This is a genomic window from Massilia eburnea (assembly GCF_050709955.1).
Lineage (GTDB): Bacteria > Pseudomonadota > Gammaproteobacteria > Burkholderiales > Burkholderiaceae_D > Rugamonas > Rugamonas eburnea_A.
The window spans coordinates 17,939-40,158 of sequence record NZ_JBNZFX010000013.1 but is presented as its reverse complement, the minus strand read 5'-3'; the positions used below and the strand labels follow the sequence as shown (position 1 = coordinate 40,158).

Here is a 22,220-nt window from a genome sequence, read left to right as displayed (position 1 = left end):
TTGCGATATTGATCTGCTCCTGCTTGCGGCCTTCGGAGGCGGCAATCAGCGCGCGCTTGCCGCGTTCGGCCGTGATCTGGGCCTGCATGGCGTGCAGGATTTCCTGCGGCGGCGTCAGGTCCTTGATCTCGTAGCGCAGCACCTTCACGCCCCAGTTGGCGGCCGATTCGTCGATCGCGTTCACTACCGTGGTGTTGATGTGGTCGCGCTCTTCGAAGGTCTTGTCGAGCTCCATGCGGCCGATCACCGATCGCAAGGTGGTCTGCGCCAACTGCGTGATCGCGGCGACGTAGTTGGTCGAGCCGTAGGAGGCGCGCATCGCATCGGTCACCTGGAAGTACAGGATGCCGTCCACCTGCAACTGCGTGTTGTCCTTGGTGATGCAGACCTGCGACGGCACGTCGAGCGGGATCTCTTTCAGCACGTGCTTGTAGGCGATGCGGTCGATGAACGGAACCACGATGTTCAGGCCAGGCCCCAGCGTGGCGTGGTATTTGCCAAGCCGTTCCACCACCCATGCGTGCTGTTGCGGCACCACGTTGATGGTCTTGAATACGAAGACCAGCGCGACGATAAAAATGACCAGCGTGACTGTGCCAAAACTGATTTCCATTCACTTCTCCTTGTTATGCGCCGACGATCAGCCGGCTACCGCGAATTTCGCGAATCTTGAATACGCCCGGAGCCGCGGCTTCGCCCGGCGCCAGTTCGACATCCCACATGGCGCCGCGGTACATCACGCGCGCTACGCCGTCCTGCCAGGCCGGCACGTTGACGCTCTGGCCGATGTCCAGGTTGACGTCCGGGTTGGCTTGCGCCGGCGGTTGCGTGCTCTTGCCAAAACGGCTGCGGCGCAGCAGCAGCGTCGCAATTGCAGCCACGATGGCCGCCACCAGCATCTGGCCCGGCATATCGACGCGTGCCAGCGAAGTCAGGGCGCCCGCCCCCATGCCGATGGCTATCATCAGCAGGTAGAACGTGCCGCTAAACAGCTCGAGGGTGACCAGCACGCCCGCGCCAATCGCCCACAACATCCAGTCAGCCATCTCATTCTCCAAAAGTAAAAAACCCCCGTCGCCAACAAGGCCACGGGGGTTTGAGCAACGAGGCTTATCGTTGGTTTATTGTTGCATTTCTGCCAGCTTCTGCCAAGTGTCGATGACCGAGTCCGGATTCAGGGACATGGTCTCGATCCCCTGCTCCACCAGCCAGATGGCCAGGTCAGGATGGTCGGAAGGACCCTGGCCGCAGATACCGATGTACTTGTTCAGCTTGATACAGGCCGAAATGGCCATGCCCAGCAGCGCACGTACCGCAGGATCGCGTTCATCGAAGTCGGCTGCCAGCAGCTCCATGCCGGAGTCGCGGTCCAGGCCCAGGGTCAGCTGGGTCAGGTCGTTGGAGCCGATCGAGAAGCCGTCAAAGTGCTGCAGGAACTGCTCCGCCAGCACGGCGTTGGAAGGCACTTCGCACATCATGATGACGCGCAGGCCGTTCTCGCCGCGTTTCAGGCCGTTCTTGGCCAGCAGGCCGACAACCTTTTCCGCCTGGCCCAGGGTGCGTACGAACGGCACCATGATTTCGACGTTGGTCAGGCCCATTTCCTCACGCACGCGCTTCATCGCGACGCATTCCATTTCGAATGCGGCGGCGAAATCCTCGGACAGGTAGCGCGCAGCGCCGCGGAAGCCCAGCATCGGGTTCTCTTCGTCCGGCTCGTAGCGCGAACCGCCGATCAGCTTCTTGTACTCGTTGGACTTGAAGTCGGACAGGCGCACGATCACTTTCTTCGGCCAGAAGGCCGCAGCGATGGTGGCGATGCCTTCGGCCAGCTTGTCGATGTAGAACTGTTTCGGCGAAGCGTGGCCGCGAGCCACCGATTCCACCGCCTTCTTCAGGTCGGCGTCGATGTTCGGGTATTCCAGGATCGCTTTCGGGTGCACACCAATATTGTTATTGATGATGAACTCCAGGCGGGCCAGGCCCACGCCGTTGTTCGGCACCGACTGGAAGTCGAAGGCCAATTGCGGGTTACCCACGTTCAGCATGATCTTGGTCTTGATCGGAGGCAGTTCGCCGCGCGACACTTCGGAAATTTCGGTTTCCAGCAGGCCGTCGTAGATCTTGCCTTCGTCGCCTTCGGCGCAGGACACGGTCACGAAGTTACCGTCTTTCAGCACGTCGGTCGCGTCGCCGCAGCCGACAACTGCCGGTACGCCCAGTTCACGCGCGATGATCGCTGCGTGGCAGGTGCGGCCGCCGCGGTTGGTGACGATTGCCGAAGCGCGCTTCATCACCGGTTCCCAGTTAGGGTCGGTCATGTCGGCCACCAGCACGTCGCCCGGCTGCACGCGTTCCATTTCGCTTGGATCGCTGATCACGCGCACAGGGCCGGCGCCGATCTTCTGGCCGATGGCACGGCCGGAGGTCAGCACGGTGCCGCTCGACTTCAGCTTGAAGCGCTGCTGCGAATCGGTGGCTTTCTGCTGCGATTTCACGGTTTCAGGACGCGCCTGCAGGATGTACAGCTTGCCGTCGCGGCCATCTTTGCCCCATTCGATGTCCATTGGACGACCGTAGTGCTTCTCGATGATCATGGCGTACTTGGCCAGCTCGACGATCTCGGCGTCGACCAGCGAGTAGCGGTTGCGCATTTCGATCGGTACGTCGACGGTCTTCACGGAACGGCCAGCCTTGGCTTCGTTGGTGAATTCCATCTTGATCAGCTTGGAGCCGATGTTACGGCGGATCACGGCGGACTTGCCCTGCTCCAGCATCGGCTTGTGCACGTAGAATTCGTCCGGGTTCACGGCGCCCTGCACCACGGTTTCGCCCAGGCCGTACGAGGAGGTGATGAAGACCACGTCCTTGAAGCCCGATTCGGTATCGATGGTGAACATCACGCCCGATGCGCCCGTGTCGGAACGCACCATGCGCTGAACGCCGGCCGACAGCGCCACTTCAGCGTGGGTAAAGCCCTTGTGCACGCGGTAGGAAATCGCGCGGTCGTTGTACAGGGATGCAAACACGTGCTTCATGGCTTCCAGCACGTTGTCGATGCCGACCACGTTCAGGAAGGATTCCTGCTGGCCCGCGAAGGATGCGTCAGGCAGGTCTTCCGCGGTGGCGGAGGAGCGCACGGCAAACGACACTTCGGTGCTGGAATCGGCAACCAGGCGGTCGTAGAAAGCGCGGATATCGGCTTCCAGGCGCGGCTGGAATGGGGTGTCGATGATCCATTCGCGGATTTCAGCGCCCGATGCTGCCAGGGCGCGGACGTCGTCGACGTCCAGGTGTTCAAGGCGGTCGGCGATGCGCTTGGCCAGCGATGGGCCACCGTCAACGCTGTGCGACAGGAAGTCGCGGAAGGCTTGGGCGGTGGTCGCGAAGCCGCCAGGCACCCGCACACCGGCACCGGCCAATTGGGAGATCATCTCCCCCAGCGAGGCGTTCTTGCCGCCGACGGATTCGACATCCGTCATGCGCAAAGTCTCGAACGAGGCAACGTATACCCCGTCGGATTGCTCCTTCAATGCTGCGTTAGTCATAAAGACACCTTTTTGATGATAAAAATCTTTACGCAGGTGCGCTCGGCATCGTTCTTGTCATTCTTGGCGCCGTGCAGCACAATCTTACCGTTGGCAAGCATTTTACAGCCTGCGCAGCAAATTGACGATTCATCCACGGGAAAAGCTCTTTTGATGCCACAAGATCAACGTTTATTGCCGGCTTCGAGCCGCACCGTCTTTTTTGTCTCTGACGGCACTGGCATCACCGCCGAAACTTTCGGCCATTCGGTGCTGACCCAGTTCGACCTGCGCTTCCGCCAGGTGCGCCTGCCCTTCATCGATACCTGCGACAAGGCCCATGATGCAGTGCGCAAAATTAACGAGGTTGCGGCCGAGGATGGCACCAAGCCGATCGTCTTTTCTACCCTGGTGAAGGCGGAGCTGTCGGATGTCATCCAGCGCGCCAATGCCATGCACATGGATTTGATCCAGACCTTTGTGGCGCCGCTGGAGCAGGAACTGGGCGTCAAGTCGACCCACACCATCGGCCGCTCCCACAATGTGGTCGATAGCGAGGAGTACAAGAACCGTATCGAGGCGATCAATTTCTCGCTGGCGCACGATGATGGCCAATCCAACAAGAACCTGTCGTCGGCGGACGTGATCCTGGTCGGCGTGTCGCGCTCCGGCAAAACCCCGACTTCGCTGTATCTGGCGATGCAATATGGTGTCAAAGCGGCTAATTACCCGCTGATTCCGGACGATTTCGAGCGCGGCAAGCTGCCTTCTGCGCTGTATGCCTATAAGTCGAAGATTTTCGGCCTGAGCATCGAGCCGCAGCGCCTGTCGGAGATCCGCAACGAGCGCCGCGCCGGCTCCAAGTACGCTTCGCTGGAAAACTGCCGCTATGAAGTCAACGAGGCGGAAGCCATGATGCGGCGCGAAGGCATCCGCTGGCTGTCGTCCACCACCAAGTCGATCGAAGAGATTTCGACCACCATCTTGCAGGAAATCAAACCGAACCGTTCGGTTTACTGAGCGCTCGGTCAGAAGAAGCTTTTCCAGTCGTGCAGCCAGCCCGGAACGTCGTCCACCGGCATCGGGTTGGCAATGTAAAAGCCCTGGGCGTAGGTGCAGCCCAGGCCTTGCAGGAAGTCCCAATCGGCCCTGGTTTCGACGCCCACCGCGCAAGCATCGCGCGACAGGCTGCGCGCCAGCCCGAGGAAGGATTTCAGTACGGTGCCGATGGGGCGCTTGCGCGAGGCGCCATCCACGAAGCTGGGATCGATTTTCAGTTCCGAGAACGGGATGGCGGCCAATAGCTGCAGGTTGGAGCGCCCGGTGCCGTAATCGTCGATCGCCAGGCCGAATCCCATCATGCGCAAGCGCAGCAGGCGTTCCAGGAAGTGCGGGTTGCTGGTCAGCACCGACGCTTCCGTGATCTCGAACGCGACATAATCGGACAGGACGCGCTGACGCTCGAGACAGGCTGTCATCTGGGCGATGAACTGCGGGTGCGCCAGCGTGCTCGGGTCGACATTGAACGAGAACGAAATCGGGATGCCCTTGTCGTGCAGGCTGCGGCAGGCCGCCACCGACTTCTCTATCATGCACCAGTCGAGGAAATCGACGCGCCGCACGCTTCCCAGTACCGGTACGAAGGCCGAAGGCCCCAGCACGCCATACTCCGGATGGTGCCAGCGGGCGAACATTTCGAGTCCGGTGACGGCACCGGTCGCCAGTTCGATCTTGGGCTGGAAATAAGGACCGAATTCGCGCCCTTGCAGGCCGCGCTCTACTTCGGCAAAGCTGAAATCCGGGTGTGCCGGGCCGGGGTCCGGTTCGGTGCAGGGCTCCCTGTAGTTGGCAACCAGTTCCTGCAGCCGGGCCGAGGTCATCGGCTTGGCCGAACTGCCCAGTACATCAAGGCCGTAGGCTTCGGCCATGGTCTCGACTGCAAACAGCACGTCGGCGCTTTCGGCGGCCAGGATGATAATGCCGGCCCGGCAGTCGATTTCAGCCAGGCGGCGAATCACCTCCAGGCCGTCCATGCCGGGCAGCGTCAGGTCCATCAAGGCAATGTTGGCGGGCGGATTGAGGCCGATTTCCAGCATGCGCAGTGCGCCCACGCCGTCGGATGCAGCGGTGACGTGCTGGGCGCCCAGGTGGCGCAGCATGCCAACCAATAGCTCACGCTGGACGGGTTCGCCCTCGGCGACCAGGAAGTGCAAGTTTGCAATTTCCATAACGCCATCCGACATGGTTAGTTTTACTAAGTCAGATTCTGCCTTACTTGTTCGAAAAAGCATACTGCCGCGCACGCAGCAACGTTCAGCGATTCGACTTTGCCCAGGTGCGGCACGATGACGCGGTGAGTGGCGTTGCTTAAAAGCGAATCGGACACGCCCTGCCCTTCGTGGCCGAAGATCCAGGCCACCGGGCGCTTCAGGTCAAGCTGGTACAGCTGCTCGGCCGCATAGCCACTGGTGGCCAGGGTGGCGATCCCGGCCTGCTGCACCAGCTGCGGCAGGTCGACGTTCTCGTAGATGTCCAGCACAAAGTGCGCGCCCATGGCGGCGCGCAGTACTTTCGGCGACCAGCAGAAGGCGGTGCCCGGGGCGCAATACACTTCCTTCACGCCTGCTGCGGCGGCGCTGCGCAGGATGGAACCGACGTTGCCCGGATCCTGCACGTTATCCAGCAGGACTGCGTTGGCGCGCAGGGCCTGCGGCACCTCTTTCTGCGGGGTGGCGATCAGGAACATCAGGCCGACGCCATGTTCCACCTGGCTGACAGCGTGGTAAAGCTGGTCGGTCAGGCACAGGACGTGGGCGTGCTCGGACTCCAGGCGGGCGATGATGGCCGCCACCTCAGGGTTCTGCAGCGCGCCTTCGGCCACGATGGCTTGCTCCGGGTGGCCGCGCAACTCGAGCCAGGTTTCACACAGGTGCACGCCATCGAGCAGGCTGCGGCCAGCTTTGCGGCGCGCCTGCGAGTTGGTGGCCAGCTTGCTCAGTTCCTTGTATTGCGCGTTGTCGCGCGAGCTAATGTGCTTCACAGGTCGCGCTCCAGGACTTCGCGTACCGGCGCAAAGCTGCGCCGGTGCACCGGCGAGGCGCCGTGCTCGCGCAGGCGCTCCAGGTGCAGCGCTGTGCCATAGCCCTTATGCTGGTCGAAGCCGTACTGCGGGTATTTCCTGTGCAGCTTGACCAGGGCCGCGTCGCGCGCGGTCTTGGCCAGGATCGAAGCGGCCGAAATGGATTCGATCTTGTCGTCGCCTTCCACAATGGCGATGCTCTGGATGCGCATCACCGGGCACTTGTTGCCATCGATCAGGGCCAGGGTCGGCACGGTTTGCAACGCGTACACCGCGCGCTTCATGGCAAGCAGGCTGGCCTGCAGGATGTTCAGGCGGTCGATTTCCTCTTCCGAAGCCTTGGCCACGGCCCAGGCGACGGCATGCTCGCGGATCAGCGGCGCCAGTTCGTCGCGGCGTGCCTCGTTGAGTTTCTTCGAGTCGCGCAGGCCCGCAATCGGACGGTTACGGTCCAGGATCACGGCGGCGGCAAACACCGGGCCGGCCAAGGGCCCCCGGCCCGCCTCGTCGACGCCGCAGATGACCTCGTCAAGCGAGTAAGGAAGGTCGTCAAACAGACCTGATTGTTGGACCATTGCTCAAATTCTTTCTAATGCCCAGTTCGTGTCACACCTTGGGGTCACACCCCGAGTGTGACACGGGCTGATCCGCAGGTGCTGCTGTGCCCGTGTCACACTTCGGGTGTGACCCCACGGTGTGACACGAGCTCATCGGTTGATGATTTTAAGGACTGCGGCGGCGCCTTCCTGGGCGCTGTTTCGCAGCAGGCTGTAATGCATGTCGGTGAAGCGCTGCGCCAGCCGCAGGCGGTGCGGTACGTCGCTCAGTTGTTTCCACATGGCGTCGGCCAGCGTCCCGGCGGTAGCCGCGTTCTGCAGCATTTCCGGCACCAGGAATTCGCGCGCCAGGATGTTCGGCAAGCCGATCCACGGCTGGTAGCCCATATGCCGCATGATATGCCAGGAGGCCGCCATCATCTTGTAGGCGATGACCATCGGCTTCTTGTACAAGGCTACTTCCAGCGAGGCGGTGCCGGAGGCAACCAGCACGGCGTCGGCGGCGCAGATGGCGATGTGCGACTGGCCATCCAGCAGCATCAGCTCGACGTCCTGCAGGCCGGCTTCGGCGATCAGTTCCAGAAAATACTTGCGCTGCTTTTCGCCCGCCATCGGCACCACGAATTTCAGCGTGCTGTCGCGCTGCAGCAGCAGCTTGCAAGCACCGATGAAGGCGGCCGTGTTGTACTTCAGTTCAGCCATGCGGCTGCCCGGCATGACGCAGACCACGTTGGCGTCTTCCGCCAGGCCCAGTTGCCGGCGCGCGGCCGCTTCGTCGGGCTGCAGCGGGATCATTTCGGCCAGCGGGTGGCCGACGTAGGTGACCGGCACGCCGGCCTTGCGGTAGATCTCTTCCTCGAACGGGAAGATCACCAGCATGTGCGACACCGACTTGACGATTTTCTTGATGCGGCCACCGCGCCAAGCCCAGATCTGCGGGCCGATGTAATGCACGGTCGGGATCCCGGCGTCGCGCAGTTGCGCCTCCAGCCCCAGGTTGAAGCCCGGATAGTCGGCGCCGATGAAGCAGGCCGGCCGCTCGGCCAGCAACTGGTCGCGCAGCGTGTCCTGGATGCCTTTCAGTTCGCGGTAGCGTGGAATGATTTCAAACAGCCCGCGCACGGTCATCTTCTCGATCGGCCATTGCGACTCGAAACCATGTTCCATCATGGCCGGGCCGCCAATGCCGTGGAAGCGCGCTGCGGGCAGGTGCGGGCGTAGGCCGCCTAGCAGGCGGCCCGCCAGCAGGTCGCCGGACGGTTCGCCGGCGACCACTGCGATCGATACCTCAGCGGACGATGCCACGGCTGGTCGTATCGAGGAATTCGCGCATCGCGCGCGCGTGGACCACGTCAGCCTCAGGCAGGCCGGCTTCGGCTGCGAGCATCGCTGCCTTGGCTTCATCCAGCGTCAGGCCGGAGCGGTACAGCAGCTTGTAGGCGTTGCGGATGGCATTGATCTGCTCGCGGGTAAAGCCGCGCCGTTTCAGGCCTTCGATATTGACGCCGTGGGCCGCTGCCGGATTGCCGTTCAACAGTACGAAAGGCGGCACGTCCTGGGTCAGGCTGGTGCTCATGCCGACGAAAGCGTGGGCGCCGATCTTGCAGAACTGGTGCACGTTGGCGAAGCCGGACATGATCACCCAGTCGCCGATCTCCACGTGGCCCGCCATCTGGGCGTTGTTGGAGAAGATGGTGTTGTTGCCGACCACACAGTCGTGCGCCAGGTGCACATAGGCCGAGATCCAGTTGTTGTTGCCCAGCCTGGTCACGCCCTTGTCCTGCACCGTGCCGACGTTGAAAGTGCAGAATTCGCGGATGGTGTTGTCGTCGCCGATTTCCAGGCGGGTCGGTTCGCCGTTCCATTTCTTGTCCTGCGGCGCGGCGCCGATGGACGAGAACTGGAAGAACTTGTTGTTCTTGCCGATCGTGGTATGGCCCTCGATCACGACGTGCGGACCCACCACGGTGTTCTCGCCAATCACCACGTTCGGGCCAATGATCGTGTACGGGCCGATCTCGACGCCGGCGGCCAGTTCGGCCTTCGGGTCGACAATCGCGCTTGGGTGGATGTTCGCCATGCTGTTTACTCCACGGAGCGGATGGTGCACATCAGCTCAGCTTCCAGCGCTACCTGGCCGTCGACCGAGCCGACCGCCTTGTATTTCCAGATGCCGCGCGCGTTGCGCAGGATTTCCACGTCCATCTTCAACTGGTCGCCAGGACCAACCGGGCGCTTGAAGCGCGCATTGTCGATGCCGACAAAGTACACCACCGAATTCTCGTCCGGCTTGATACCCATGGATTTGAACGACAGCAGGGCCGCGGTCTGCGCCATCGCTTCGATCATCAGCACGCCAGGCATCACCGGCTTGTGCGGGAAGTGGCCGTTGAAGAACTCTTCGTTCACGGTGACGTTCTTGATGGCGGTGATGCACTTGTTCTCTTCATACGAGATGACGCGATCGACCAGCAGCAGCGGGTAGCGGTGCGGCAGGTAGGCCTTGATCTCGCAGATGTCCATCGTTTTGTTTTCGGTAGTCGTCATGATTCTTCGTCTTCGGTTTTAGTTTTAATGGTCTTTTCCAGCGCGCGCATTTTATCGCGCATGCCCGGCAAGTTCCGGACAATCGCAGCCGACTTCTCCCAGTCGCTGTTCTTGGCCAACGGGTAAAAGCCCGTGTACTGGCCCGGCTCGGTGATCGAGCGCGATACCAGGCTGCCAGACGAAATATGGACGTGGTCCGCAATCGTCAGGTGCCCCAGGATCATCGCCGCCCCGCCGAAGGTGCAGTACTTGCCGATTTTTGCGCTGCCCGCCACGCCGACACAGCCGGCCATCGCCGTGTGTGCGCCGATATGGCAGTTGTGGCCGATCTGGATCTGGTTGTCCAGCTTCACGCCGTCTTCAATAATAGTGTCCGCAAGCGCGCCGCGGTCCACCGTGGTGTTGGCGCCGATATCGACATCGTCGCCGATCACCACCCGGCCCACCTGCGGAATGCGCACGTAGACGCCGCCGTCGTTGGCAAAGCCGAAGCCGTCGGTCCCGATCACGGCGCCCGAATGGATGATACCGCGCTTGCCGATCACGCACTTCGAATGGAAGGTCACGTTGGCAAAGAAGTGGCTGCCCTCGCCCACCTGGGCGTCGCGGCCGACGTAGCAGCCGGCATCCAGCACCACGCCGGCGCCGATCACGGCGCCCGCCTCCACCACCACTTTGGGGCCGATATGGGCGCTTGCATCCACGCTGGCCGCGGGATCGACGTATGCCGTCGGGTGCACGCCGGCCGGGCGCACGTACGCCGTCTGCGCTTCAAACAGCTGCGCGGCACGGGCAAAGTATACATAGGGATTCTTGACGACGATGCGGGCACCCTTAAAGGCCTCGGCCACGGTGGCATCGTCATTGGCGCTGACAATCAGGGCTGCCGCCTGGCTTTGCCCCGCTTGCGAGCGGAATTTGCTGTTACTGAGGAAGCTGATATGCGAAGCGCCTGCATCGGTCAACGGCGCGATCCCGGCAACATAAAGTTCCGGGTCCCCCACCAGTTGGCCGCCCAGGCGCTCGACCAGTTCTCCTAGTCGAAGGCCCATCTGAAATCCAATCTATCGGTTATTTGTCCAGCGCTTCCAGCACCTTGTTGGTGATGTCGATGCGCGGGCTGGCCCACACGGCGTCCTGCAGGACAATGTCGTAGCCTTCGGTCGTTGCAAGCTGCTTGATGATCTTCGTCGCCTTTTCGGCGATCGCAGCACGCTCCTCGTTGGTGCGCTGGTTCAGGTCTTCGCGGAACTCGCGCTGGCGGCGCTGGAAGTTCAGGTCCGCCTCGTAGGCTTCACGCTGCAGCTTGCTGCGTTCAGGCTCGGGCTTGGCAGAGCCTTCCTTTTCCCATTTTTCGGCGGCTGCCTTGGAGCGCATGGCCAGTTCCTGCAACCCTTTTTCGCGGCTGGAGAACTCGTCTCGCAATTTGCCGTCGGCCAGCTTGGCCAGCTTCGATTCGTTGTAGATGCGCTCGGCGCTCAGCCAGGCAATCCGGGAGGACTGCGCCAGCGCCGGTGCCGAGGCCATCATGCCCAGCGCCAGTACGGCAGCGATCTTGCCCAGGGTAGCGGTTGCAGTCTTCAACTCGATTCTCCGTCCAAATAAGTTGCTTTGATGCACTAAATGCATCAGAAACCGGTACCCATCTGGAACTGGAAGCGTTCCAGGCGGTCACCCAGTTTGTCGTTCAGAGGCAAAGCATAACTCAACTTCAGCGGGCCTACCGGGGAAATCCAGCTCAAGCCCAGGCCGGCCGAGAAGCGCAGCTCGGTCAAGCGCATCTTCTGGCGTTCCGCATAGACCTGGCCGCCATCGAGGAAACCGAACCAGCGCAGCGAACGGTCCTGGCCCTGGCCAGGGAACGGCATCTGCAGTTCGGCGTTACCGATCAGGCGCGAAGCACCGCCCAGGGTGTCGTTGGTGCGCGGGTCGACCGCGCCCAGCGAGGAGCTCTGGTAGCCGCGCACCGAACCGATGCCGCCGGCGTAGAAGTTCTTGAAGACCGGGTAGTTCTTGCCGCCGAAGCCGCGGCCGTAGTCAACCTCGCCTTTCAGCGCCAGGGTGATCTTGTTGGTCAGCGGCTTGTACCACTGGGTCTCGTACACTGCGCGCCAGTACTTCGACTCGCCGATCGCATCCAGTTCCAGGTTGATGCGCTGCATATAACCCAGGGTCGGCGTCATGGCGGAATCGCGGCTGTCGCGCGCCCAGGCGGCGGTCAGCGGCACCGAGTACGCGTTGACGGAACCGACGCCATTGGCCGGGCCGCCCAGGTCGCGCACGTACTGCTTGAAGTAGGTCGGCGACGAATCGTCGGTCTGGACGTTCGATTTTTCCAGGCCGATACCGAAGAAGATGGTGTCCTGCTCGGAGAACGGCACGCCGAAGCTCACGCGGCCGCCGGTCTGCTTGATGGTGTACAGGCCGGTATTCACCGCTGGCGGGCGGAAGGTACGCAGGTAAAGCTCATAGCTGCGCGAAATGCCGTCCGGCGTGAAGTATGGATTGGTGTGCGAGAAGGCGATGGTACGGCTGTACTTCGACGTATTCAGTTCCAGGCCCACGGTGTTGCCGGAGCCGGCGAAGTTGGCCTGCTGGATCGCCGCGTTGAAGGTGAACTTCTCGGCTTGCGAGAACGCGCCGCCGATCTGGAAGTTACCGGTCGGGCGCTCGACCACGGACAGGTTGATGTCGACCTGGTCGGAGGTGCCTTGCGCTTCCGGCGTATCGACGGTCACGTCCTTGAAGTAGCCGGTGCGGTCGACGCGGTCGCGCGATTGCTTGATCTTGGAAGCATCGTACCAGCTCGATTCGAACTGGCGGAACTCGCGGCGGATCACTTCGTCGCGGGTGGTGGTATTGCCCGAGATATTCACGTGGCGCACATAAGCGCGCTTGCCCGGATCGATGAAGAAGGTGAACGCGACTTCGCGCTTGGCCTGGTCGATTTCCGGGTTGGCGTTGACGTTGGCGAAGGCGAAACCGAAGGTGCCCAGGCGGTCGGTGATCAGCTTATTGGTGCCGGTCAGCAGCTTGCCGGAGTACAGCTTGCCCTTTTGCAGCAGCACCAGCTGGCGCAGTTCGTCTTCGCGGCCGAACATTTCGCCTTCGAACTTGATGTCGGAGACGGTGTACTTCTCACCTTCGGTAATATTGATGGTGATGTAGATGTCTTTTTTGTCCGGGGTAATCGAGACCTGGGTCGAATCCACGTTCATCTCGATATAACCGTGATCCAGGTACCAGGACTTCAGGGTCTCGATATCGCCATTCAGCTTGGTCTTGGAATACTGGTCGGACTTGGTGTACCAGCTGAACCAGCCGCCGGTATTCAGGGCGATCTGCTCTTTCAGCTCCTTGTCGCCGAAAGCCTTGTTGCCGACGATATTGATCTGCTTGATGCGCGCCACATCGCCTTCATCGACCTCGAAGTCGATGCTGACGCGATTCCGCTCCATCGGGGTTACGGTGGTGGTGATTTTCACGCCGTACAGGCCGCGCGAAAGGTACTGGCGCTTCAATTCCTGCTCGGCGCGGTCGACCGATGCCTTGTCGAAGGTCTTGGCTTCGCCGACGCCGATATCCTTCAGCGCCTTGACCAGCATGTCTTTCTCGAACTCGTGGGTGCCTTTGAAGTCCACCTTGGCGATGGCCGGGCGCTCTTCCACGATCACCACCAGCACATTGCCGTCGCGCTCCAGCTTCACATCCTTGAAGATGCCGGTGGCGTACAGGGCCTTGATGGTGGCTACGGATTTGTCGTCACTGAAGGTTTCGCCCACGCGCACTGGCAGGTAGCTGAACACGGTACCGGCTTCGGTACGCTGGATGCCTTCGACGCGGATGTCCTTGACGACAAACGACTCGGCGGCGATTGCGCTGCCGGAGCAGAAGGCCAGGACGGCAGCGCCGACCAGGGTGCGGCGGAATTGAGGAGCGATACGATCAGTGTGTAATTTCATCGGCAAATCGAAAAAAATTAAAGCAGCCGGGCCAGGTCATTGAATATCGCCAGCGCCATTAATGACACCAGCAATCCCAGTCCAATACGCTGCGCCATTTCACCAAAGCGCTCGGACACTGGGCGCCCTGTCAAAACTTCCAGCGAATAATACAGCAAATGCCCCCCATCCAGAACAGGAATTGGCAGCAAATTCATAAGTCCAAGACTCACGCTGATAAAGGCGACGAAGGCAATAAATGGCTCGGCGCCCATTTTCGCCGTTTCCCCGGCATATTCGGCGATGGTCAGCGGGCCGGTAATATTCTTCAGGGAGACTTCACCGACAATCATGCGGCCCAGGATCTTGAAGGTCATCGTGCAGATTTCCTTGACCTGGCGCACGGCTTTGGCAGTTGCCTCCAGCGGGCCGTAATGCACCACCATCGTATCAACCGCCCCCACCAGTTCGGCCTTGATCTTACCGACTGTTACAAGACCTTTACTGTTCGCCTGCCTGTCTTCCACCGCGTCCGGGGTCAGTTCCAGTTGCTGCTGGCGGCCGCCGCGCAGCACCGTGACTACCAGCTTGCGGCCCGGGGAACGCAGGACTTCGGCCACGAAGCCGCGGGCGTCGTCGATAGGCTGGCCGTCCACGGCCAGGATCACGTCGCCCTTCAGCATGCCGGCGCGACGGGCAGCGCCGCCCTCCTCCATGCGGCCGATGACCGGCGGAGGGCGCATCAGGTCCAGGCCGATGACGGCCGGCACGTCGTCTTCCAGGTTGACATGGGCCGCCGCTTCGGCCGGCAGCGCAACGTGCACCTCGCCGTGGCCGGGGCGTTCGACCACCAGCTTCAGGCCTTCTTTGTGGATCGCAGACTGGATGACGGCCCAGCGCAGCTCGGACCAGCCTTGCACCGCATCGCCGTTGACGGACTTGACCAGGTCGCCCCGGTGCAGGCCGGCGGCAGCGGCGGCGGAGGCCTGCGCCGGTTCCGCTATGCGCGCGGTCGGCTCGCGCACGCCGGACATGTACAGGCCGGCGTACAAGGCGATAGCAAGCAGGAAGTTGGCCAGTGGGCCGGCGGCCACGATGGCGATGCGCTTCCAGACCTTCTGGCGGGTGAATTCGCGGGCCAGGTCTTCGGCCGGCAAGCCGGCCACGTCGCTTTCGCGCGCGTCCAGCATCTTGACGTAGCCGCCCAGCGGGATGGCGGACAGGGCCCACTCGGTCTGGTCCTTGCCGAACTTGCGCATCCAGACGATGCGGCCCATGCCGACCGAGAAACGCAGCACCTTGACACCGCACCAGCGCGCCACCAGGAAGTGCCCCAGTTCGTGGATGATAATCAGGGAGCCAAGGCAGACAATCGTGGCGAGAATGGTGCGGAAGGTGTCCATGGGCTTCTGAGCTGCTTATGCGGCGATAATCCGTTCTGCTGCGGCCCGTGCCAGCGCATCCTGCGCCATCACGGCTTCGATGCTGCTGGCCGCGCCATGCGGCAATTCTTCCATGACCTGGGCGATCACGCGGTCGATGCGGCGGAAGCCGATGCGCTGGTCGAGGAAGGCTTGCACCGCCACCTCATTGGCCGCGTTCAGCAGGGCCGGCGCGGTGCCGCCTGCCCGCAAGGCCTCGAAGGCCAGGGCCAGGCAGGGGAAGCGCTTGAAATCGGGCTTTTCGAATTGCAGGGTGCCGACCTGGGTCAGGTCCAGCTGCGCCACGCCGGAGGCGACGCGTTCGGGGTAAGCCAGGGCATGGGCGATCGGGGTGCGCATGTCAGGATTGCCCAGCTCCGCCAGCACGGAGCCGTCGTTGTAGGACACCATCGAATGGATCACCGATTGCGGATGGATCACCACTTCGATCTGTTCGGCCGCAGCGCCGAACAGCCAGTGGGCTTCGATTACTTCCAGGCCCTTGTTCATCATGGTCGCGGAGTCGACCGAAATCTTGCGGCCCATCACCCATTTGGGGTGCTTGCAAGCCTCGTCCGGGGTCACGTTCTCAAGCGTGGCGACGTCGCGCTTCAGGAACGGGCCGCCGGAAGCGGTCAGCAGGATCTTGGTGACGCCGGCAGCTGCGGGGACGCGGCCATAGGCTTGCGGCAGGCACTGGAAGATCGCATTGTGCTCGGAATCGATCGGCAGCAGCACGGCGCCGCTTTCGGCCACGGCGTCCATGAACAACTGGCCGGACATGACCAGCGCTTCCTTGTTGGCCAACATGACTTTCTTGCCGGCGCGGGCGGCTGCCAGGGTCGGCGCCAGGCCGGCGGCGCCGACGATGGCCGCCATCACGGCATCCGTTTCAGCGGCGCAGGAAACGGAGCACAGCGCAGCTTCGCCCCACTCCACTTCGGTGCGGCAACCGGCGGCACCCAGCAAGGCGGCCAGCTGGCCGGCGGCGGCCGCGCTGCCCACCACGGCGCGCGCCGGGCGGAACTGGATGCACTGTGCCGCCAGTTCTTCGACCCGGCTATGGGCGGTCAGCGCGTAGACCGAGTAGCGGTCCGGATGGCGCGCAATGACGTCCAGCGTGGAGACGCCGATCGAGCCGGTAGCGCCGAGAATGGTAATGCGTTGCATGGAATTCCTTAGAACAGCCTTGGGGTGATCAACGCAGCGATGGGCAGCACCGGCACCAGCGCGTCGATACGGTCAAGCACGCCGCCATGGCCAGGCAGCAGGTTGCTGCTGTCCTTCATGCCGGAGCGGCGCTTGAGCATGGATTCGAACAGGTCGCCCACAATGGAGGCGGCGACGATCAGCACCAGCACGGCCAGCATGATGCCCCAGCCCATGCGGCCGGCCAGGCGCACCGCAAAGGTCTCCTGCAGCAGCGGTACCGATGGCGCCAGCAGCACGGTGGCGCTGGCCAGCAGCAGCACGGCAATCATGCCGCCCACCGCGCCTTCCCACGACTTGCCAGGGGAGATGCTGGGGGCCAGCTTATGCTTACCGAAGGCCTTGCCCGAGAAGTAGGCGAAGATGTCGGCCGCCCACACAATGGCCATCACCGACAGCAGGTAGACCGGGCCGCGCGCGAACAGCAGCAGGATAGCGACGAAGCAGGCCACCAGGGTCACCGCGTACACCATGCTGAGCATGGTGTTGCCCATCCCTTCGGCTGGCGGCAAACCCAGTTTCAGCGAGGGAGCAAAGCGGATCAGCCAGATGGCGGCGCCGATGGCCAGCCAGAACCTGGCCTGTTCGAGACCAGCATTGAAGAAGAAGGTGTAGACAAAGGCCGCCGTCCATGCCGCCGCCACGACAATCGCGGCGCGGTTCTTGAACAGGCGGAAGGCTTCCCATACGGCGGCGGCGAAGAACACAGCCACCACGACGTTCACCACCGGCTGGTAGCCGGAGAACAGGACAGGCAACAATACCGCCAGCAGCAGGACGGCGGTAATCACGCGGGTTTTCAGCATCGTTATTTGCTCTTGTTGGCTCTTGTTAGCTTCGATTAGCTTTTCTTTGCCACTTGGTCGCCAGTGCGGCCAAAGCGGCGTTCGCGGCCCTGGTAGGAGGCGATTGCCTCATCCAGGCGTTCGGCATTGAAGTCGGGCCAGTAGATGTCGGTGAAATGCAGCTCCGTGTAAGCCAGTTGCCATAACAGGAAATTGGAGATGCGCTCTTCACCGCCGGTGCGGATGAACAGGTCCGGTTCCGGGGCATACGCCATCGACAGGTACGGCGCCAGTTGCTCTTCCGAGAAATCGGTCGCACCCGGATGCTCGGCCACCATCTTGCCGACTGCCTGCATGATATCCCAGCGCCCGCCATAGTTGGCGCACACGGTGACGGTCATGCGGGTGTTGTTGGCGGTCTTGCGCTCGGCATTGGCGATCATGTCCTGCAGCTTCTGGTCGAAGCGCGACAGGTCGCCCACCACCTTCAGGCGGATATTGTTCGCATGCATCTTCGACACTTCACGCTCGAGGGCGGTCACGAAGAGTCTCATCAGCAGCGAGACTTCCTCTTCCGGACGGCGCCAGTTCTCGGAGCTGAATGCAAAGACGGTCAGGTACTCGATGCCGCGCTCGGCGCAGGCTTCCACCACGGTGCGTACCGCTTCCACGCCTTTGACGTGGCCCGCCACGCGCGGCAGGAAACGCTTGGTTGCCCAGCGCCCATTGCCATCCATGATGATCGCGAGGTGGCGCGGCACCTTTGGCGCATCAGGAACTGCGGTTGTCGAACTCGAATATTTCATAGGTGCGTAAACTAAAAATCCGGGGAGGCAGGGGCAATACCCCTATCCTCCCCGGCTTCGGGACCTTAGACGGTCAGGACTTCTTTCTCTTTTTCGGCGACGGTCTTGTCGATGTCGGCGATGAACTTGTCGGTCAGCTTCTGGATTTCATCCACTGCACGGCGTTCATCATCTTCCGAAATGGCCTTGTCCTTCACCAGCTTCTTCAAGCCTTCGTTGGCGTCGCGGCGGATGTTGCGCACGGCGACCTTGGCATCTTCGCCCTCGCCCTTGCACAGCTTGACCATCTCCTTGCGGCGCTCTTCGTTCAGCGGCGGGGTCGGCACGCGGATCATGTCGCCCTGCGAGGCCGGATTCAGGCCGAGGTCCGAATCGCGGATCGCTTTCTCGATGGCGGCGCCCATTTTCTTTTCGAACGGGGCCACGCCGATGGTGCGTGCGTCGACCAGGGTCAGGTTGGCGACCTGGTTGATCGGGGTCGGGTTGCCATAGTAATCCACCATCACGTGGTCCAGGATGCCAACGTGGGCACGGCCGGTACGCACCTTGGCCAAATCGGCCCTAAGGGTTTCCAGGGATTTGCCCATTTTGTCCTGGGCGTTCTTCTTAATGTCAGCAGTAGACATTCCTTACTCTCCTGTTGCTTTAACTTGAAATATTTTAAACGTGGACCAGTGTACCCTCTTCCTCGCCCATAATCACGTTCATCAACGCGCCCGGCTTGGTAATCGAGAATACTTTGATCGGCAGTTTCTGGTCACGGCACAGCGCGAAGGCGGTGGCATCCATGACTTGCAGGTGCTTGGCGATCGCTTCGTCGAAGCTGATCTTGTGGTACATGGTGGCGTGCGGATCCTTCTTCGGGTCGGCGGTGTAGATGCCATCGACCTTGGTGGCCTTCAGCACGATTTCCGCACTCACTTCCGAACCGCGCAGTGCCGCTGCGGTGTCGGTGGTGAAGAACGGGTTGCCGGTGCCGGCGGCGAAGATGACGACCTTGCCTTCTTCCAGGTACTGCAGCGCTTTCGGGCGCACGTAAGGCTCGACCACCTGTTCGATGCCGATGGCCGACATCACGCGTGCGGTCACGCCCACGTGCTTCATCGCATCGGCCAGGGCCAGCGCGTTCATCACGGTGGCCAGCATGCCCATGTAGTCGGCGGTAGCACGGTCCATGCCCTGGGCGCCAGGCGCCACGCCACGGAAGATGTTGCCGCCGCCAATGACGACCGCCAGTTCAACGCCCAGCTTTGCTACCTCGGCGACGTCCGCCACCATGCGCTCGATAGTGCCGCGGTTGATGCCGTACGGATCATCGCCCATCAGGGCTTCGCCGGACAATTTCAGGAGGACGCGCTTGAATGCTGGTTTTGACATGAGCTGGGGCTCCTTTTAAATGTTCTGTTCGGTGTGGCTTCGGCGGCAATGATAACGGAAATGCCATTGTCCACCGTTCAAATCGCAGCCTGCAAGTCTTAAAAAACACTTAACAGGCCGGGTACAGCTAAAAAAACGGGCCTTGCGGCCCGTTCTCTTGATTATGCGCCTTTGGAGGCAGCCATCTGGGCTGCGACTTCCGCCGCGAAATCGTCAACTTTCTTTTCAATGCCTTCGCCAACCACGTACATGGTGAAGCCCTTAACGGTGGTGTTAGCGGCTTTCAGCATCTGCTCGATGGACTGCTTGTCGTTCTTCACGAAAGCCTGGTTCATCAGCGACACTTCTTTCAGGTACTTGGCAACGGCGCCATCGATGCGCTTGGCAACGATGTCGGCTGGCTGGGCTGGCTTGCCGGCGGCTTGTGCGGCAGCTGCGTCTTCATCCGACTTGGCCTGGGCCACCGAGCGCTCTTTAGCGATCAGTTCAGCAGGAACCTGCTCGGACGACAGGGCGACCGGCTTCATTGCAGCGATGTGCATGGCCACGTCTTTACCCACTTGCTCGTCGGCGCCGTCGAACTCGACGATCACGCCGATCTTGGTGCCGTGCAGGTAGGAAGCCAGCTTGCCGGTGGTTTCGAAACGCTGGAAGCGACGGATCGACATGTTTTCGCCGATTTTGCCAACCAGGGCAGCGCGCACTTCGTCCAGGGTCTGGCCGTTGCCAGCTGGCAGGGCCAGCAGGGCAGCAACGTCAGCCGGGTTCTGTTCGGCGGCCAGTTTGGCAGCCAGGGCAGCCAGGGCCAGGAAGTCGTCGTTCTTGGCGACGAAGTCGGTTTCGGAGTTCACTTCCACCAGGGCGCCGATGTTGCCGGCGATGTAGGAAGCCACCACGCCTTCAGCGGTGATACGGGCGGAAGCCTTGGCAGCCTTGCCGCCCAGCTTGACGCGCAGCAGCTCTTCCGCTTTGTCCATGTCGCCGCCGGCTTCGGTCAGCGCTTTTTTGCATTCCATCATTGGCGCGTCGGTTTTTGCGCGCAGTTCGCCTACCATTGCTGCAGTAATTGCTGCCATGTGTTTCTCCTGTATTCGATTGGGATTCTGTTCCGGGGCGGCGCCAAAGGCAGCCAGCTCATCCGGGTGATTCTGTTTAAAAAAAAGGGGGAGCTGGTGGGCCACCCCTTTCTCAAGCTGAAGCCGTCTTGCGACGGCCAGGCAATTAAGCCTGCTCGTTAACTTCTACGAACTCGTCGCCAGCTGCAGTCTTGATGGATTCCAGGACTTCAGTGGTAGCGTTGGCACGGCCTTCCAGGATCGCGTCTGCTACGCCGCGAGCGTACAGGGTGATCGCTTTGGAGGAGTCGTCGTTACCAGGAATGACGTGGGTCACGCCTTCTGGGGAGTGGTTGGTATCGACCACGCCGATCACTGGGATGCCCAGCTTAGCGGCTTCGGTGATCGCGCCTTTGTGGTAGCCAACGTCAACCACGAAGATTGCGTCAGGAACACCGCCCATATCCTTGATACCGCCGATGGATTTCTGCAGCTTTTCCAGTTCGCGACGGAACAGCAGTGCTTCTTTCTTCGACAGCTTCTCGACGGAACCGTCTTCGATCGAAGCTTCCATGTCTTTCAGGCGCTTGATCGAGGTCTTGATGGTCTTGAAGTTGGTCAGCATGCCGCCCAGCCAACGCTGGTCAACAAACGGAACACCGGCGCGCTGAGCTTCAGCAGCGATGATGTCGCGAGCCTGGCGCTTGGTGCCAACCATCATGATGGTGCCACGGGAAGCGGAGATTTGACGGATGGTTTTCATCGCGTCCTGGTACATGGCCAGGGTCTTTTCCAGGTTGATGATGTGAATCTTGTTGCGGTGGCCGAAGATGAACGGAGCCATCTTTGGGTTCCAGAAACGGGTTTGGTGACCGAAATGGACGCCGGCTTCCAGCATTTCACGCATCGTTACAGACATTATTTACTCCAGGGTTTGGTCTGGAATCCACCCAGTGACCCTTGCGGGCACCCTTGTAGGGGGGATTCGGGTTTATAAAATAAGAAAATTTACTACTATTGCAAGACGCTAGGTCGGGCAACCATAAATTTTAGCTTATCGGAGGGGGCTCATGCAAGCGTGTTGCAGCCTTCCGCACGCTGCGCCGGGCGGCATTTTAGTGCAAACTTGATAATAAATACAAAGAATTCCGAAATATTCTGTATTTTTTGTCGCGATCGTGTCGATTCGGGACGTGCTGGCGCGTCGTGCCTGTACCAACCCACCCAACCCTGGAGATATTGAAATGGCAACAAATACCATCAAACTGCACCGTGTACTGCGTGCTTCACCTGAGCGTATTTACAAGGCATGGACCACTGCCTCGGCCTTCAACAAATGGCTGCCGCCGAATGGCTACCTGGGCGAAGTGCATGAAATGGATGCCCGTGTCGGCGGCAAGTACCGGATGTCCTTTGTTGACCTGGGCACCGGCTTCACCCATTCCTTCGGCGGCGAGTACCTGGAACTGCATCCGGGCGAGAAAGTCCGTTACACGGCGGTGTTCGACGATCCGAACCTGCCGGGGCAGATGCAGACCACCATCAACCTGCGCGCGGTCTCCTGCGGCACCGAAGTCGAGATCACCCAGGAAGGCGTGCCGGCCGTGATTCCTGCCGAACAGTGCTACCTGGGCTGGCAACAGTCGCTGACCCTGCTGGCTTTGCTGGTTGAACAATAAGGAGATGGCCATGGGAACCCCCTCCTCGTATTTCCCATCGATCGAAACCAAATACGGCAAGCCGGTCGAGCATTGGTTCAAGCTGCTGAAGGGCATGAAAGGCATCAAGCACATGGATATGGTGGCTGCGCTGAAGGCCGACCACGGCATGGGCCACGGCCACGCCAACGCCCTCGTGGCACATTTCAAGGCTGAGAGCAGCAAAGTTTGATTCGCGTCCAAGCGGTGGGCCGGGGT

General features: G+C 61.3%; 23 protein-coding genes. 3 read left to right on the top strand and 20 right to left on the bottom strand.

Annotated features, from left to right (window positions below):
• The 3 genes from ACQ4MM_RS08990 to ppsA form a co-directional block, all read right to left on the bottom strand.
• Positions 1-613 (bottom strand): SPFH domain-containing protein (locus tag ACQ4MM_RS08990; protein ID WP_431477042.1); only part of this gene is annotated, 613 nt, incomplete at its 3' end.
• 13 nt (positions 614-626) lie between these two features.
• Positions 627-1,046 (bottom strand): NfeD family protein, encoded by a 420-nt coding sequence (locus tag ACQ4MM_RS08985; RefSeq protein ID WP_431477041.1) that lies wholly within the window; start codon positions 1,044-1,046, stop codon positions 627-629.
• A 75-nt stretch (positions 1,047-1,121) separates the two neighbouring features.
• Positions 1,122-3,482, bottom strand: coding sequence for a phosphoenolpyruvate synthase (ppsA, locus tag ACQ4MM_RS08980; protein ID WP_431477044.1), 2,361 nt, complete (start codon positions 3,480-3,482; stop codon positions 1,122-1,124).
• Between the two features lie 219 nt (positions 3,483-3,701).
• Here ppsA and ppsR point away from each other — a divergent pair, with 219 nt between their 5' ends.
• The gene (gene ppsR, locus ACQ4MM_RS08975) at positions 3,702-4,547 is read left to right on the top strand and encodes a posphoenolpyruvate synthetase regulatory kinase/phosphorylase PpsR (RefSeq protein ID WP_431477040.1); all 846 of its coding nucleotides are present in this window, start codon (positions 3,702-3,704) and stop codon (positions 4,545-4,547) included.
• 8 nt (positions 4,548-4,555) lie between these two features.
• Here the strand turns inward: ppsR and ACQ4MM_RS08970 are convergent, their stop codons facing one another.
• From ACQ4MM_RS08970 to rpsB, 17 genes are all read right to left on the bottom strand, one after another.
• Entirely contained in the window at positions 4,556-5,755 is a 1,200-nt protein-coding gene (locus tag ACQ4MM_RS08970) for an EAL domain-containing response regulator (RefSeq protein WP_431477039.1), read from the bottom strand.
• A gap of 26 nt (positions 5,756-5,781) precedes the next feature.
• Positions 5,782-6,567, bottom strand: a complete 786-nt coding sequence (locus ACQ4MM_RS08965; RefSeq protein ID WP_431477038.1) for a TrmH family RNA methyltransferase — start codon at positions 6,565-6,567, stop codon at positions 5,782-5,784.
• Positions 6,564-7,181 carry a ribonuclease HII gene (gene rnhB, locus ACQ4MM_RS08960; protein ID WP_431477037.1) on the bottom strand — a complete coding sequence of 206 codons (618 nt, stop codon included), beginning with the start codon at positions 7,179-7,181 and terminating at the stop codon, positions 6,564-6,566. The genes ACQ4MM_RS08965 and rnhB overlap by 4 nt, the downstream gene beginning before the upstream one ends.
• A gap of 132 nt (positions 7,182-7,313) precedes the next feature.
• Positions 7,314-8,468: a lipid-A-disaccharide synthase gene (lpxB, locus tag ACQ4MM_RS08955; protein WP_431477036.1), complete on the bottom strand. Its 1,155-nt coding sequence runs from the start codon at positions 8,466-8,468 to the stop codon at positions 7,314-7,316.
• Positions 8,452-9,243, bottom strand: coding sequence for an acyl-ACP--UDP-N-acetylglucosamine O-acyltransferase (gene lpxA, locus ACQ4MM_RS08950; protein ID WP_431477035.1), 792 nt, complete (start codon positions 9,241-9,243; stop codon positions 8,452-8,454). Before lpxA ends, lpxB begins: the two co-directional genes overlap by 17 nt.
• A gap of 5 nt (positions 9,244-9,248) precedes the next feature.
• Positions 9,249-9,710 (bottom strand): 3-hydroxyacyl-ACP dehydratase FabZ, encoded by a 462-nt coding sequence (fabZ, locus tag ACQ4MM_RS08945; protein ID WP_431477034.1) that lies wholly within the window; start codon positions 9,708-9,710, stop codon positions 9,249-9,251.
• On the bottom strand, positions 9,707-10,762 hold the full coding sequence (lpxD, locus tag ACQ4MM_RS08940; protein ID WP_431477033.1) for a UDP-3-O-(3-hydroxymyristoyl)glucosamine N-acyltransferase: 1,056 nt from the start codon (positions 10,760-10,762) through the stop codon (positions 9,707-9,709). The genes fabZ and lpxD overlap by 4 nt, the downstream gene beginning before the upstream one ends.
• A gap of 19 nt (positions 10,763-10,781) precedes the next feature.
• Positions 10,782-11,294, bottom strand: a complete 513-nt coding sequence (locus ACQ4MM_RS08935; RefSeq protein ID WP_431477032.1) for an OmpH family outer membrane protein — start codon at positions 11,292-11,294, stop codon at positions 10,782-10,784.
• A 44-nt stretch (positions 11,295-11,338) separates the two neighbouring features.
• Entirely contained in the window at positions 11,339-13,672 is a 2,334-nt protein-coding gene (gene bamA / locus ACQ4MM_RS08930; RefSeq protein WP_431477031.1) for an outer membrane protein assembly factor BamA, read from the bottom strand.
• Between the two features lie 17 nt (positions 13,673-13,689).
• Positions 13,690-15,054: an RIP metalloprotease RseP gene (rseP, locus tag ACQ4MM_RS08925; protein WP_431477030.1), complete on the bottom strand. Its 1,365-nt coding sequence runs from the start codon at positions 15,052-15,054 to the stop codon at positions 13,690-13,692.
• Positions 15,055-15,069: 15 nt separating this feature from the next.
• On the bottom strand, positions 15,070-16,242 hold the full coding sequence (ispC, locus tag ACQ4MM_RS08920) for a 1-deoxy-D-xylulose-5-phosphate reductoisomerase (RefSeq protein ID WP_431477029.1): 1,173 nt from the start codon (positions 16,240-16,242) through the stop codon (positions 15,070-15,072).
• A gap of 8 nt (positions 16,243-16,250) precedes the next feature.
• A complete protein-coding gene (locus ACQ4MM_RS08915; protein ID WP_431477028.1) occupies positions 16,251-17,087 on the bottom strand; it encodes a phosphatidate cytidylyltransferase in 837 nt (278 codons plus the stop codon).
• Positions 17,088-17,122: 35 nt separating this feature from the next.
• On the bottom strand, positions 17,123-17,872 hold the full coding sequence (uppS, locus tag ACQ4MM_RS08910) for a polyprenyl diphosphate synthase (protein ID WP_431477027.1): 750 nt from the start codon (positions 17,870-17,872) through the stop codon (positions 17,123-17,125).
• Between the two features lie 65 nt (positions 17,873-17,937).
• Positions 17,938-18,498, bottom strand: a complete 561-nt coding sequence (gene frr / locus ACQ4MM_RS08905) for a ribosome recycling factor (RefSeq protein WP_431477026.1) — start codon at positions 18,496-18,498, stop codon at positions 17,938-17,940.
• A gap of 34 nt (positions 18,499-18,532) precedes the next feature.
• Positions 18,533-19,249 (bottom strand): UMP kinase, encoded by a 717-nt coding sequence (gene pyrH / locus ACQ4MM_RS08900; RefSeq protein WP_431477025.1) that lies wholly within the window; start codon positions 19,247-19,249, stop codon positions 18,533-18,535.
• Between the two features lie 161 nt (positions 19,250-19,410).
• On the bottom strand, positions 19,411-20,325 hold the full coding sequence (gene tsf / locus ACQ4MM_RS08895) for a translation elongation factor Ts (RefSeq protein ID WP_431477024.1): 915 nt from the start codon (positions 20,323-20,325) through the stop codon (positions 19,411-19,413).
• Between the two features lie 145 nt (positions 20,326-20,470).
• Positions 20,471-21,223: a 30S ribosomal protein S2 gene (gene rpsB, locus ACQ4MM_RS08890; RefSeq protein ID WP_055924250.1), complete on the bottom strand. Its 753-nt coding sequence runs from the start codon at positions 21,221-21,223 to the stop codon at positions 20,471-20,473.
• A gap of 325 nt (positions 21,224-21,548) precedes the next feature.
• Here rpsB and ACQ4MM_RS08885 point away from each other — a divergent pair, with 325 nt between their 5' ends.
• Both ACQ4MM_RS08885 and ACQ4MM_RS08880 read left to right on the top strand, forming a co-directional pair.
• Positions 21,549-21,983, top strand: coding sequence for an SRPBCC family protein (locus ACQ4MM_RS08885; RefSeq protein ID WP_431477023.1), 435 nt, complete (start codon positions 21,549-21,551; stop codon positions 21,981-21,983).
• Positions 21,984-21,993: 10 nt separating this feature from the next.
• Complete coding sequence (locus ACQ4MM_RS08880) at positions 21,994-22,194, top strand: DUF4287 domain-containing protein (RefSeq protein WP_431477022.1); 201 nt, start codon at positions 21,994-21,996, stop codon at positions 22,192-22,194.
• Positions 22,195-22,220: the final 26 nt, after the last annotated feature.